General features: G+C 66.9%; 12 protein-coding genes. 5 read left to right on the forward strand and 7 right to left on the reverse strand.

Translation table 11 applies throughout. The features are described 5' to 3' along the window. A partial coding sequence (locus tag RZR99_RS26555) for a glutamine synthetase family protein (protein ID WP_323122757.1) occupies positions 1–945 on the reverse strand: 945 nt, incomplete at its 3' end. A gap of 365 nt (positions 946–1,310) precedes the next feature. Next, positions 1,311–1,517 carry a hypothetical protein gene (locus RZR99_RS26560; RefSeq protein WP_407655503.1) on the reverse strand — a complete coding sequence of 69 codons (207 nt, stop codon included), beginning with the start codon at positions 1,515–1,517 and terminating at the stop codon, positions 1,311–1,313. Between the two features lie 382 nt (positions 1,518–1,899). Between RZR99_RS26560 and RZR99_RS26565 the strand changes: the two genes are divergently transcribed. After that, positions 1,900–2,106 carry a hypothetical protein gene (locus RZR99_RS26565; RefSeq protein ID WP_323122759.1) on the forward strand — a complete coding sequence of 69 codons (207 nt, stop codon included), beginning with the start codon at positions 1,900–1,902 and terminating at the stop codon, positions 2,104–2,106. 144 nt (positions 2,107–2,250) lie between these two features. Here the strand turns inward: RZR99_RS26565 and RZR99_RS26570 are convergent, their stop codons facing one another. Further along, on the reverse strand, positions 2,251–3,186 hold the full coding sequence (locus tag RZR99_RS26570; RefSeq protein WP_323122760.1) for a LysR family transcriptional regulator: 936 nt from the start codon (positions 3,184–3,186) through the stop codon (positions 2,251–2,253). Between the two features lie 186 nt (positions 3,187–3,372). On the opposite strand from RZR99_RS26570, the gene RZR99_RS26575 reads away from it, so the two are divergent. Next, positions 3,373–4,146: a class II aldolase/adducin family protein gene (locus RZR99_RS26575; protein ID WP_323122761.1), complete on the forward strand. Its 774-nt coding sequence runs from the start codon at positions 3,373–3,375 to the stop codon at positions 4,144–4,146. 492 nt (positions 4,147–4,638) lie between these two features. Continuing rightward, complete coding sequence (locus RZR99_RS26580; RefSeq protein ID WP_323122762.1) at positions 4,639–6,930, forward strand: putative bifunctional diguanylate cyclase/phosphodiesterase; 2,292 nt, start codon at positions 4,639–4,641, stop codon at positions 6,928–6,930. An 85-nt stretch (positions 6,931–7,015) separates the two neighbouring features. Here the strand turns inward: RZR99_RS26580 and RZR99_RS26585 are convergent, their stop codons facing one another. The 4 genes from RZR99_RS26585 to RZR99_RS26600 form a co-directional block, all read right to left on the reverse strand. Then, positions 7,016–8,275: a flippase gene (locus RZR99_RS26585; RefSeq protein WP_323122763.1), complete on the reverse strand. Its 1,260-nt coding sequence runs from the start codon at positions 8,273–8,275 to the stop codon at positions 7,016–7,018. Between the two features lie 76 nt (positions 8,276–8,351). Next, entirely contained in the window at positions 8,352–9,548 is a 1,197-nt protein-coding gene (locus RZR99_RS26590; RefSeq protein WP_323122764.1) for a glycosyltransferase, read from the reverse strand. A gap of 4 nt (positions 9,549–9,552) precedes the next feature. Next, positions 9,553–11,202 (reverse strand): mannose-1-phosphate guanylyltransferase/mannose-6-phosphate isomerase, encoded by a 1,650-nt coding sequence (locus RZR99_RS26595; protein ID WP_323122765.1) that lies wholly within the window; start codon positions 11,200–11,202, stop codon positions 9,553–9,555. Beyond that, a complete protein-coding gene (locus RZR99_RS26600; protein WP_323122766.1) occupies positions 11,199–11,792 on the reverse strand; it encodes a GNAT family N-acetyltransferase in 594 nt (197 codons plus the stop codon). The genes RZR99_RS26595 and RZR99_RS26600 overlap by 4 nt, the downstream gene beginning before the upstream one ends. Positions 11,793–12,112: 320 nt before the next feature. Here RZR99_RS26600 and RZR99_RS26605 point away from each other — a divergent pair, with 320 nt between their 5' ends. Further along, positions 12,113–13,330 carry a glycosyltransferase family 4 protein gene (locus RZR99_RS26605; RefSeq protein ID WP_323122767.1) on the forward strand — a complete coding sequence of 406 codons (1,218 nt, stop codon included), beginning with the start codon at positions 12,113–12,115 and terminating at the stop codon, positions 13,328–13,330. A 30-nt stretch (positions 13,331–13,360) separates the two neighbouring features. Further along, on the forward strand, positions 13,361–14,026 hold the full coding sequence (locus RZR99_RS26610; protein WP_323122768.1) for a phosphatase PAP2 family protein: 666 nt from the start codon (positions 13,361–13,363) through the stop codon (positions 14,024–14,026). Positions 14,027–14,126 lie beyond the last annotated feature (100 nt).

Raw genomic sequence — 14,126 nt, forward strand, 5'->3', positions numbered from 1 at the left:
CATGAAGCGCGACAGCCGGCGATACGAATTGATGTACGGCGCGAAGATCGGCATCAGCGCCGGCGTGTACTTCTGCAATCCGGCGAGAAACCCGTAGAACATAGGGGTGGGCTGGTCGTCCGCGCCGGTGAAGAGGTTGGTGCCGGTCGCATCGTCGATGATGCTCTGGTGGATGTGCATCGCCGAACCCGGCTCGTCCTCCATCGGCTTCGACATGAAGGTCGCGTACATGTTGTGCCGCAGCGCCGCCTCGCGCACCGTGCGCTTGAAGAGGAACACCTGGTCGGCGAGGCCTAGCGCGTCGCCGTGCTGGAAGTTGATCTCCATCTGCGCGGCGCCCACTTCGTGGATCAGCGTGTCGATGTCGAGGCCCTGCATTTCGCAGTACTCGTAGATGTCCTCGAACAGCGGATCGAATTCGTTCACCGCCTCGATCGAATACGACTGGCGGCCGGTTTCCGCGCGCCCGGTGCGGCCGACCGGCGGCCGCAGCGGCAGATCGGGATCCTTGTTCATGTCGACGAGGTAGAACTCCAGCTCCGGCGCGACCACGGGCGTCCAGCCCTTCGCCTTGTAGAGGTCGAGTACGCGGCGCAGCACGTAGCGCGGCGAGATCTCGACCGGCGTGCCGTCGAAATGCACGCTGTCATGAATCACTTGCGCGGTGGGATCGACGGCCCACGGAATCAGGCGGATCGTCGACGGGTCGGGCACGCACACCATGTCGGGGTCGGTCACGCCCGTCAGCGAGCCGTCTTCCGGATACTCGCCGGTGACGGTCTGGATCATTACGGCCTGCGGCAGCCGCATCGACTCGCCGGACTGGAATTTGTTGCGGGGGATGATCTTGCCGCGGGCGATGCCCGCCATGTCGGGGATGATCGCTTCGATTTCGGTGATGCGGTACTGGCGCAGAAAATCGTCGATGTCGGTCGCGGCGTTCATGTCGGACTCCCGGCGGCGCGCGCGGCGCGCATGGCGGCGCGTCGCGAGGAATGGGCGATGAAGGCAGGCGTTTGTCGTTTCATGGCGGAACGGATCACTCGATGGATTCGTTGGAGAACGATGCCAATCCGCGGACGCGACTCGACCCGGCGGCCCCGCATCGCGTGCGGGGCCGCTGGACGGCGCGCTGAATCCGGTCGGAACCGCGGGATGGCGCTATGTCTCGAAAGCATGAAGATCGTTCGGTTCAGCTCGGGCGCGACGTCGATGCGAGGACGGAGACGGCGCGTGCGGATCCCTCGCCGCGGACGCGGTGCGGCCGGCGCGGGAAGCGGGAGCGAAGCGAGCGAAAGGCGAGAGAGGCGCTACGGCAGTAGCGAGGCGACTTCGTCGATGTGGACGGCGATGCACGCACGCGCGGAGACGGCGTTGTGACGCCGCACGGAGCGACGGGACAGGATCGTGAAGACGGACAGAAACCGGCGAGACGCAAACCTGCCGCTACTGCCGCCGGCGATGGCGCCATCGGCACGGCAAGGCTTCACCGGCTGATTGCGATCCCACCTAACCAGAGGGCCACGGACTCTCACGATTGCACTCGATATGTGATGTTGGAGTACCAGGCGCGTTGCGGGCATGCATGAGGCTTCGAGCGGCACGCGGCGCGCGGGTCGGGCGTCATGCTGCAACGGGCCTGGCGATGCGGATCCGGCTGGGCTCGCCGCGTAAACAAGACGTTAACCTGTGACCCAGCTTATACAAGCCAAAAACACCGTCAATTGATTTCTGAAAAAAGCCGCGATATTTATTCAAGCACAACGAACGAAATGTGATGAAGGCCGCATTGCGTCGCAGTAGAAATATGTGATTTCTTTCAATGTCTTTCGTGGTGAATTACAAATTCATGATAATGGCCCGGCGATACGTTTCGTTTAAATGGAGCCATTTGGTCGGATGGCGGTGCATGCCTGCGTGAACGTGCACGGACGAAGTGCATGTGTGCATCGCGATGCGGCGCTGCAGCGCGATTGGCGAGCGCTTGCCGCGATGCGGCGGCGCGCCGCGGTCGATGAATGCATCGGGCCGCGGCGCGCGGCGGCCCGGCTTCGCTCGATGAATGGCGCATTGCCGATCGACGCGGATAAACCGGTGTGCGAATAGCGGCCGGCGCATATCGGGGTATTCATCCGGTCGAATCGCATCGTCGCTGTGAAGTAATGAAATTGATTCGGCGATTTCTTATGATAATTGGAATGATTCGCCGGATAAAAACTTTAAACGGCCGGTCCGGCGCATGCCGATGCGTTACGACGCGCGCCCGCGCGCGGAGCGTTTCGCTCGGCCGCCGCGCTGTTCGATGAGATATGCCGCGACGAAATCCTGGAAGCTCGCGGCGGCGGGCGACAGCGCCCGGTCGCGGCGATGAAACGCGGACACGGTGCTCGCGATGACGGGCGCGCGCAATCCGACCTGCGTCAGCCGGAAGCTGCGCGCGAGCGGCCCGATGTAGTCGGGGCCGACATTGATGCCGAGCCCGGCGGCTACGAGGCCGAAGCCTGTCGTGACGAACGCCGCGTCGTGCGCGATCGTCAGCGCGAGGTGCGGCCGCCGGTCCCGCAGCAGCGGCAGCACGCGGGTCGCGAAATCGCTGCCCGTCGCCACCAGCGGGTAGTCGGCCAGCGCTTCCCATCCGACTGCGCGTCTCGCCGCGAGCGGATGATCGGGCGGACACCAGACGACGTGCGCGCTCTTGAACAGCGGCCGCTTCGCGAGGTAATCGTCGGCGCCGAGATCCGGGCCGATCGCGAAGTCGGCCTCGCCGCTGATCACCGGGTTCAGCATGGTGTCGAGCAGCGTGTCGATGAGCCGGATCGAGATGTCGGGAAAACGTTCGCGGTACGCGGCGATCGCCTGCGGCAACAGCGTGCAGGCGACGATCTGCGGCGCGCAGACGCGCACGATCCCGCGCTTGAGCATCGCGACGCCTGACGCGTTCCGGACCGCGATGCGCAGATCGTCGAGAATCCGCTCGGCGAGCGGGAAGAATTCCGCGCCGGGCTGCGACAGGCTTACCTTGCGCGTGGTCCGGTCGAACAGGCGGAAGCCGAGGTCCGCCTCGAGCTCCTTGACGAGCAGACTCAGGGCGGACTGCGTCAGATGCACTTCGCGCGACGCTTCGGTGAAGCCGCCGTGGCGCGCGACGGCGACGAAGGCGCGCAGCTGTCTCAGGCTGATATTCATAGTGGTCTTCGCAAAGGTCCATAAGAAAAGCTCGTTGGTCCGCGCACGCGCTTGCGCGTATCGTGAACAGGTTGCCGAACCGGCGCGTCCGTCCCCGGGACAGCGCAGCATAGCCGGCGGCAGGTTCGACCGACAACGGGGCAGTGCGCACGCCGCGCGGCCGCCCGACCGATCAGGACGCCCGACATGAACCACCCCCCGAATCTGCCCTTCGTCCGCCCGCAGCGCTTCGGCGATGCGGAATGGCAGGCCCGCGTCCAGCTGGCCGCCGCCTACCGTATCTTCGATCATCTCGGCTGGACCGAACTGATCTACAACCACATCTCGCTGCGGGTGCCGGACGAGCCGGGCCATTTCCTCATCAATCCGTTCGGGCTGCACTATCGCGAGGTCTGCGCGTCGAATCTCGTCAAGATCGATATCGACGGCAACGTGATCGGCCATGCGGACTGGCCGATCAACCCGGCGGGCTTCACGTTTCACGCGGCGATCCACGAAACGCTGCCCGACGCGCATTGCGTGATGCACGTGCACACGACGCCGACCATGGCGGTCTGCTCGTCGCGCGGCGGGCTGGCGTTCTCGAATTTCTACGCGGCGCAGCTCTACGGCAAGATCGCGTATCACGATTTCGAGGGCGTCACCGTGCGGCTCGACGAGGGGCGGCGCATCGTCGCGAGCGCGGGCGGCAAGCCGGTGCTGCTGCTCCGCAATCACGGACCGGTGACGATCGGCCGCGGCCTGGCGCAAACCTTCTCGATGATGTGGCTGCTCAATCGCGCATGCGAAGTGCAGGTCGCGACTCACGCGATCGGCGACGCGCTCGATATCGACGCGCCGGTGCTCGAAGGATGCGTACGCGATTCGCTCAACTTCGATCCGAAGTACGGCGCGGGGCAGGATGCATTCGATGCGCTGCAGCGCATCGTCGACGGGATCGATCCGGGCTACCGACGCTGACGCCGCCGGGGCATTGTTTCCTGCTGGTGCGTGTCGCGGTGTTCAATAAGGACGATCGTCGCTTTTTATTTCCCCGGGGTGTGGCTCCGGCATCGAAACTTCGCGAGACGCGGGCACTTTAGTTTGGATTATTAATTTTTGATATACCCACATGTGTCGAAGTAATTAAGGATTCTCGTGCGGGCGGGATTTATTGAGAACAGCCCGGTGGGAAGGGCGCCGCCGCGGACCGTATTTTCGTTGCGGAGAACGGTTGTTTAGCGGCCGAAATCCCCACGTGGCGGGCGGATTCGGGCAGTATGCCGGATAGTTAATTCATTTATATTAAGTTGGGTTATCCAGACAACATACTCTGATTTACAGGTGACGGATGATGCATTGACATTGAATGTCAATGAAACGGACTTCGTTTGCAGTTTGAATGCGTCACTTCTCCATGGTCCCGCCGCTTCCATGAACGCGTAGCGGCCTTCGACTTCCGGGTATGCGTCGATGGATAGCGTCCTGTCCCAACCGTCCGGCACTCCGAATACCCGGCTCCTTCGCCTGATCTGGCCCGTCGCCGCCGCCGCGTTCGTTCTGTTCGGCGTGCTGGTGCTCGGTGTCGCGCTGCCCATCGCCGTGCGCGAGGTGTCGAGCGAACCCGCGCGGATGGCCGGCCCGATCGTCTGCTTCCGGTATCCGGGCACGGCGATCGGACCCTGGCGTCCGGGTGGCGCCCGCTACGGTTTCGACGGCGCGCCGGCCGTTCCGCGCGCGATGGATGCGACGCTCGGGGCGGCGGACCCGCACGCGGACGGGGTGCGCCGGTCGCGGTGGACGGGATCGGACCCGGTCGCCTGCGCCGAGCCGCTGACGCTTGCGTGGCGGCACGACAGGCGCTGGAACGGATCGCCCGCCGACGCGGACGCGCTCGTGCCGCCTGGCACCGATTGGCGCCGCGACACGTTGCGCGATACGTCGATCCTGATCCTGATGATCAGCCTGGCCGCGTTGGGCACGTTGGTGCTGCTGCCTTGGCTGCAGCTGCGCCGGCTGCTCGCGTGGATCGGCGAGATGGAAGCCGCGCTGGCGCTGAGCGAAGCGCGCGCGCGGGCAGCGCGCGTGACGATGGCCGGCGGCGTCACCGTGGAGGAGGGCCCCGGACGCGTGGCGGGCGCGAGCCCGAACGCGGAGCCGCTGATCGCGCCGTGCGCCGGCGATTGCCGGGACCGTCCGCTGATCACCACGCTGCAACTGCCGCGCGACGACGGTGGCGCGCGGACCGGGCCGCCCGGCGACCCTGCGCCGGACGAACCGCCGGGCGGCCATTCGCTCGAAGTGCTGCTGCACCGCGTCGACGGCGACGAGCTTGCGGTGCGCGCAACCGCCGCGTCGATCGACAGCGCGGCGACACGTTCCGGCGCCACGCCGCGCGGCGGGCAGGTACTGGTGCTGCAAAGTCTCGTGCGCGAACGCGAGTTCGTGCGCCAGCTGGCGTGGCAGGCCGCGCACGACACGCTGACGGGGCTCGTCAACCGCGCGGAATTCGAGCGGCATTTCGCGAGCGCCTGCGCGCGCGGCAACGGACACGCCGGTGCGCTGCTGTTTCTCGATCTCGACCGTTTCAGGCTGGTCAACGACACGTGCGGGTACGCGGCGGGCGACGCGATGCTGCGCGAAATCGCGGGCCGCTTCACCGCGTGCCTCGGGCCGGACGACGTGATCGCCCGGTTCGGCGGCGACGAATTCTGCATTCTGTTGCACGGCGCGAGCGACGCGGAGATCGAGCGCAGCGCGGAGCGCCTGCGCGCCACGCTCGACGGCTTCGTGTTCGTGTGGGACGGTCAGCCGTTCCCGGTCACCGTGAGCATCGGCGTCACGATCCTGCGCGCCGGCGAGCACGACTGGCGGATCGAGGACGCGGTACGGCTCGCCGATCTGGCATGCGGCGTCGCGAAAGAACGCGGCCGCAATCGCGTACAGCTGGCGGACCCGCTCGACCGCACGCTCGCGCACCACATCAGCGACGTGTCGTGGAGCAGCCGGGTCAGGCAGGCGCTCAAATTCGGCGACTTCTGTCTGTACGTGCAGCCGATCGTCGATACCCGCGCGCATTCCGGCGGCGGCGCGCAGCCCGGCTGCCGAGGCGAACTGCTGCTGCGCATGGGCTCGCTGGGCGGCACGCACGGCGGCGAGATTGCCCCGCCGGGGCTGTTCATTCCGGCCGCCGAACGATATGGGCTGATGACCGAGATCGACCGCTGGGTGGTCCGCACCGTGCTCGAATCGCTGGCCAGGATCCCTCGGCGGCGGTTCTCCGAATACGCGATCAACCTGTCCGGCGCGTCGGTCGGCGACGAGCGCTTCCTGGCCTTCGTCCGGGAGCAGTTCGAGCGTACCGGCGTGCCCGCGCAACTGGTCTGCTTCGAGATCACCGAGACCGCCGCGATCGTGAACCTCGACGGCGCTTCCCGCTTCATCCGCGAGCTGAAGGCCCTCGGCTGCCGGTTCGCGCTCGACGATTTCGGCGCGGGCATGTCATCGTTCGGCTATCTGAAGCAGCTGCCGGTCGAGTACCTGAAGATCGACGGCAGCTTCGTGACCGATCTGGCGAGCAACCCGGCGAACCTCGGCATCATCGCGTCGATCAACGACATCGGGCATGCGATGAACTGCAAGACCGTCGCGGAGTACGTCGACAGTGCCGCCACGCTGCAGAAGCTCAGCGCGCTCGGCGTCGACTACGCGCAGGGCTACTACATCGGCCGGCCGATGCCGTGGAACGAGGCATGGGGCGTCTGACAGCGGGTCGTCCGGGAGCGGGAAGGGGAACGAAGCAAGGATGGGGCGGGGCGCCCCGGCGCCGGGACGCCCCGGGCGACGCCGTCTAGCGCTGACGCGGCGCCGGCCGCCCGAACAGCTCGACGCGCTGCCGGTACAGGACGTAAGCGAGCGCCGCCGCCACCGATGTCTCGGCGATCAGCACGGCCGCCGCCGCGCCTTGCTCGGCGAAGAACTTCGCGAGCAGCGGCAGCAGCGCGACATTCAGGATGCCGGACGAGATCAGAATTCGGCTGAACGCGGTTTTCATGCCGAGCGGCAGCATGGTCTGAACCCCGAACAGGTCGGTCATGCCGGCCATGAACGGGATGAACGCCATGCAGCGCAGCACGCCGACCGTCGGCGCATAGCTCGGGCCGTAGAGGATCTTCACCGCCAGCGGCGCGAAGAAGAAGATCGCCAGCGAGATCGCGAGCACCATGGCCCCTTGAACGACGAGCAGCTTGCGCAGGAACGCCATTGCGTCCTCGCGCGCGTGGTGCATCAGGTAGCTGACGTGCGGATAGGCGGCGGCCTTCAGCGGCTGGAGCAGGCTGATCGCCGCGCGGATCAGCTTGTCGCCCGCCGCGAAGTAGCCGGCCGCGACGTTGCCCGATACGAAGCCGAGCAGCACCGTGTTGGTCGACGCGTAGAACGCGATCGACGTCGACGCGAGGAACACCTGCCAGCCGCCCTTGAGCGATGCGGCGATGTCGGCCGTGCCGACCCGCACGAATTCGATCTCGCGGTGCGCGACCAGGTAGCCGAACACGAGCACGCCGCACACGAGCGGCACCGCGGCGTTGATCGTGACGGCCGCGATCAGGTCCGCGGGCGAGTGCACGAACAGGAACATCGCGGGGACGCTCAGCAGGCGGCACGCGAACAGCGTCATGCTGTAGATGCGCAGCTTCTGGATGCCCTGGAAGTACCAGCCCGGCGTCAGTGCCGCGCCCACCGTCATGCCGAAGCCGATCATCAGCAAGGTGCGTTCGAACGCGAAGCGCGGGATCGCGAAGGTCAGCCCGAGCAGGACCGCGAAGCCGATCACCGTGATCGCGAGCTGCGCGAGGAAGGTTGCCCAGAAGATCCGCGACCGTTCGGTGCGGTTGTCGCGGGCGAGCGTGATGCGGGGCGTCGCGGTGAGGTCGAAGCTGTAATTCGTGAAGTTGATGAAGTAGGTGACGACGGCGAGCACGAACGACAGCTGCCCGTAACCTTCCGGGCCGAGCACGCGCGTCAGCAGCGGCAGCGTGACGAGCGGCACGATATAGGTCGAGATCTGCAGCGTCATCAGCAGCAGAAAGTTCTTGCGGACGGTCGTCACGCGATACCTCCGCGCCGCGCGGGCGGCAGCGGGCGGCGGATGCGTGCTGCGTGCGCGGCGAGCCGGGGTGAAACGGTCAGATGCATTGGGGGGTGAGCTCGTCTACGTCGGCGGTGTTCAATTCCAGGGCCGCGCTCAGGGAGGCCGCGTAATGCCGTCGAGTGTACAGCGACCAGTCGTAGCGCCGGTTCGGGTCGCGCAGGTGGGCGCCCAGCGTGTCGAGCGCGCGGCCGAGACTGTCGGCGGTTTGCGTGTAGCGGATCTTGTTGCCGATTTCGTCGCCGAAGCTGGAGAGGCTGCCGATGTCGTGAACCAGTACCGGCAGGCCGAGCATCGCCGCCTCGACGATCACGAGCGGCGCGTTCTCGGCCCAGACCGACGGCAGGACGAGCGCGTCGTGGTGACGCAATGCGGCGAACAGCGACGCCTGATCGAGCCGGCCCGCGAACCGCAACCGCCCGGCCGCGATCAGGTCCGCATGCCGTCGTTCGAGCGCGGCGCGCTCGCCTCCGTCGCCGTACACCGTGACGGACGCGATCTTCTCGAAGCGCGTTGCGTCCGCGAGCGCCAGGAATTCGCCGAGCCCTTTCTCGTGGTCGATGCGTCCGACGAACGCCAGATCGAAGCGCTCGCGGGCTTTGCAGACCGGTGCGCCCGGCGTGAGCGACGTGCTGACCGGATTGTGCAGCAGGACCGTGTGAGTCAGTCCGCGCCGCGCCAGCGCTTCGCGCATGTACGGGCTCGGGCAAAGCAGCAGATCGAACGCGCGGGCGGGGTGGACGAACGTCTGGACCGCGTGCCAGTGCAGTTTCTTCATGACGTCGTGCAGCGCGCCGCGCGGGCTCGAACGCCTGAGGAGCAGCGAGCCGCGCGCGATCGCGTCGAGCGGCAGCGGCGTCGGCCGGCCGTCGGGATAGGTCAGCAGGCTCGGGTTGTAATACACCAGGTGGTAGTCGTGGCAGGTGAGCAGCGTGCGGCAGCCGGAGCGGCGCCGATAGCGCGCGAGCACCGGCAGGATCGAGGGCGACAGCAGGTTGTGATAGTTGTGCACCAGCACCCGTTCCGGCCGCTCGCGTTCGAGAATGTCGGCGAGCGCGCGGGCGGCGCCCGTGTTCCAGGCGCGCGCCGCGCCGCTCGCGGTCACGCCGGGCGTGGTTTCGTCGAACTGCAGGACTTCGATGCCCGGCTGCGCGCGGAGCACGTCGACCGAGGCGTGGTAGACCTCTTCGGCGCCGCCCTTGCGGGCGTAGTCGTTGATGACGAGGACCTTCATGCGCTCAGCCGCTGCGCCGCGCCGTCGCGGCCCGTGTCGAGCGGCCGGTCCGCGCGCGGGCGCGCTTGACCGGTTCGCCGCCGTCGGCCTCGACGGCGGCGGGCGAGCCGGCGGCCGTCAATTGCGCGGGCTCGTCGGCGGGCTTCGGGCCCGCGCGGCCGTACTGGTCGTCGAAGCGCACGATGTCGTCCTCGCCCAGATAGTTGCCCGACTGCACCTCGATGATCTCGAGCGGAATCCTGCCCGGGTTCTCCAGCCGGTGCACGGTGCCGACCGCGATGTACGTGGATTCGTTTTCGCTCAGCAGGAAGGTCCGTTCGCCGCAGGTCACGCGCGCGGTGCCGCGCACGACGATCCAGTGCTCCGCGCGATGGTAGTGCATCTGCAGCGACAGCTGCTTGCCCGGTTCGACGACGATCCGCTTCACCTGGAAGCGCTCGCCGAGATCGATCGAATCGTAGTAGCCCCACGGCCGCTGTACCTTGCGGTGATCGCGTACCTCGTGATGGCGCTCCGACTTCAGCCGCGTGACGACGTGCTTGACGTCCTGGACGCGATGCTTGTCGGCGACGAGCACCGCGTCGGCGGTTTCGACGACCACCACGTCCTTCAGCCCGACGCAGGCGATCAGGCGGCCCTCGGAGCGCACGAAGCTGTCCTCGGTACCCTCGAAGACGACGTTCCCGCGCGATACGTTGCCCGCGTCGTCCTTCGGCATGATTTCCCAGATCGCGTCCCACGAACCGACGTCGGACCAGCCCGCCGTCAGCGGCACGATCACGCCGCGAATGCCCAGCTCGCGCGCGTCGGCGAGGCGTTCCATCACGGCGTAGTCGATCGAGTCGGACGGACATTCGGCGAACGATACGGCGTCCGCCTTGAAGAACGGACCTTCCTGGGCGCCGTTGCGCCACGCCGACTCGCAGGCGGCGTGGATCTGCGGCTGCAGCGCCCGGATCGCGTTGAGCCAGGTCGACGCGCGCACCACGAAGATGCCGCTGTTCCACCAGTAGTCGCCCGATTGCAGGTATTGCTGCGCCAGTTCCTGATGCGGCTTTTCGACGAAGCTTTCGATCGCATGGCCGCCCGTCGCGCCATGACTGCCCGGCACCGACTCGCCGATCTTGATATAGCCGTAGCCGGTTTCCGCGCGCCGCGGCAGCACGCCGAGCGTGACGATGGCGTTGTCCTGCGCGTAGCGCGCCGCCAGAGCGACCGATTCCTGGAAGGCGCCGGTGTCCGCGACCGCATGATCGGCCGGCATCACCACCAGCACCGGATCGCCGTGGCGCTCGCGCGCCTCGAACGCGGCGAGCGTCAGCGCCGGCGCGGTGTTGCGGGCGGCCGGCTCGAGCAGGATGCGCGGCTGCAGGCCGCGCGCGTTCACCTGCGCGGCGCTGGTGAAGCGGTGCTGTTCGCCGCAGACGAGCAACAGCGTGTCGGCGAGATCCGCGTTCGTGATGCCGGTCAGGCGGCGCGCGGTCGCGGACAGCGGCGATTCGTCGGAGATCAGGTCGATCAGCTGCTTCGGGTGATGCTCGCGCGACAGCGGCCAGAGCCGGGTGCCGGAACCGCCCGCGAGAATGACGGGGAGGATGCGCGGCGGCGTGTCGGACGAGGTCGGTTCAGTGGTCTTGCTCGGGAAATCGGTCATCGGTTCGCCCCGGAATCGGCGGGTAGTCGGTTGGTGAACACAAAGCGTTCGCTGTCGGTGCGCGATTCGATGCCGGCGGCCTGCGCCGCGCTGCTCGCGCGCTTGATCAGGGTTCGTACCGCTTTCGACGTGCCGCCGACCGGGCGGACCATGCCGATGTACGGCGCGCCGTGTTCGAGGAACGGGCCGTCGACCTTGCGAAAGCCGAAACGGTTGTAGAACGCTTCGTGATGGGCCGGCGCGTGGGTACGCACCGGTGCGTCCGGCCAGCGGGCGTGCGCCGCGGCGAGCACGTGGTCGACGAGTGTGTCGATCGTGCCGTCGTCGCGATGCGCGGCGCTCGTCAGCCAACGGTCGATCGTGGTTTCCGGATCGATGTCGTCGCCGGCCAGCAGTCGCGCGTAAGCGGCGACTGCGGGTTTGTCGGTGCGCTTGTCCAGCGCGAATACGTGAACGGCGCCTTCATCCTTGCCGTCGATATCCAGATAGGTATGCGCGTCCTCGACAACCAGAACGGCGTTGCGCGCGCGCAGGATCATGTAAAGCTCGGTCGAACTCAGGTGTCTGAATTCGCAGCATGTCCAGTCCATGATGGCAATTCCTCGTCTTCCGGCCGCGGTCCGCATCTGCCGGATGTGCAGGTGCTGCAGGAGGGATACGCAGCCTCATCCTATCCGTCCACGATACGGACGGACCCTCTGTTTTTCTGTTCGAAAGCGTACTGTTTAGTGATTCGCGCCGTTTCGGCAGGGATCGGTGAGCAATGCGGGAATACTGTGCGGTTCCGCACATAGAAGAAGGGGGCTTGTTCGGATAATGACGGAAAGGCGAATGACGGCCCGAGAGTGCCGTCGGGCGCGAAACAGGCTGTATTCGATTCAGAACAGAAGCGAAAACAAGGATGCCGTATTTGAAGGTAGCAATCGTTCACGACTGGCTGGTGGTACACGGCGGCGCCGAGCGCGTGCTCGCTCAGATGATCGATTGCTTTCCGCAGGCCGACATCTTCAGCCTTGTCGATTTTCTGGACGACCGTTCGTGCCTGCGCGGCCGGCCGGTGCGTACCTCGTTCATTCAGAAGCTGCCGTTCGCCAAGGCGAAGTACCGCAGCTATCTGCCGCTGTTCCCGCTCGCGATCGAGCAGTTCGACCTGTCCGGCTATGACCTGATTCTCTCCAGTTCGTATGCGGTCGCGAAGGGCGTGTTGAACGGGCCAGATCAGCTGCACGTGAGCTATGTGCACTCCCCGGTGAGGTATGCGTGGGATCTGCAGCACCAGTATCTGAACGAGGCGGGGCTCGCGCGCGGCGCCAAGTCGGTGCTGGCGCGCACGCTGCTGCATTACATCCGCAACTGGGACGCGCGCTCGGCCAACGGCGTCGACGTGCTCGCCGCGAATTCGCGCTTCGTCGCACGGCGTATCCGCAAGACCTACCGGCGCGACGCGACGGTGATCTACCCGCCCGTCGACGTCGAGCATCTGGCGCTGCGCGCCGACAAGGACGATTTCTATCTGACGGCATCGCGCCTCGTGCCTTACAAGCGGATCGACCTGATCGTCGCGGCGTTCTCGCGGACGCCCGAGCGCCGGCTGGTCGTGATCGGCGACGGGCCGGAGATGGCGAAGATCCGCGCGCTCGCGGGGCCGAACGTCACGCTGCTCGGCTATCAGCCGTTCGATGTGCTGCACGACCATTTGCAGCGCGCGAAGGCATTCGTGTTCGCGGCGGAAGAGGACTTCGGCATCTCGCCGGTCGAGGCACAGGCGTGCGGCACGCCGGTGATCGCCTACGGCAAGGGCGGCGTATGCGAATCGGTGCGCGCGACGGGCGCCGCGCCGACCGGATTGTTCTATCCGGAGCAGACGGCCGATTCGCTGCTCGATGCGCTGACGCGCTTCGAGGCGATGCCGCCGGGCGCCTTCGATCCGCGCGCGTGCCGCGCGAATGCGGAGCGCTTCAGCGCCGCGGGGTTTCGCTCGGCGTTCTCGCGACTCGTGATGGACGGCTATGCGCGCCTGCGCGCCGAACTCGACGCGCAGACGGGCGCATCGGAGCGCGAGGCCGGCGCGGACGCCGCCGCATCGCTGCCCGTCGATCCTCACGACGGGAAGCTCGCGCGCGCCTGAGCGCGCGCGGCTGCCCATTGACGACCCGCCATGTCATTACTGCTATTTCTGACCCATTTCGGCGATCCGTACATGACGGCGCCGCTTGCCGCCGCGGTGCTGGGCTGGCTGGCGGCGACCGGCCGCCGCCGCGCCGCGATCGAATGGGGCGCGGGGATGGCGTGCGCCGTCGGCCTGGTCGCGCTGAGCAAGTTCGTTTATGCGGGATGGGGGATCGGCATCGATGCGCTGCAGTTCACCGGCGTGAGCGGCCACACGATGTTGAGCGCGGCGGTCTATCCGCTCGTCGCGGCGATCTGCGCGCGCGACGAACGGGTGCGGGCCGCAGCTTGGGGCGGCTTGTCGTTCGCGCTGGCGATTGGCTTGTCGAGAGTGCTGCTCGGCTTCCATTCGTGGTCGGAAATCGTGTCGGGCGGCGTGCTCGGCGCCGGCGTGGCGGCCATGACGCTGCGGCGGATGCGGGTTGCGCGCGGTGTGCTTCGCGACGCGGCCGGGCCGGCCGGTGATCGCACGGCGGCGGTGCCGCGTGCGGCGGCCCGTTCCGCGCATGCGCGCGCGACGGTCTGTTTCGCCGCCGCGGCTTTCGCGATCGTCGTGCTGAGTTATGGCCGCACTGCGCCGGTCAGCGCGTGGATCTCGGTTAATGCGCCGAAAATGGCGGAATGGAGCCGGGTCTGGTTCGACGATATTCGTTGAATCCGCATGAACCGGGTGCGCGGGCATCGCGGACGGGCGCGAGCCGTTTCCTACGATAAATAGCGGAGAACGGGCTGTTTCACTCGTTCACAGTTATTAC

It is taken from the genome of Burkholderia alba (genome assembly GCF_034721475.1).
Taxonomy (GTDB): domain Bacteria; phylum Pseudomonadota; class Gammaproteobacteria; order Burkholderiales; family Burkholderiaceae; genus Burkholderia; species Burkholderia alba.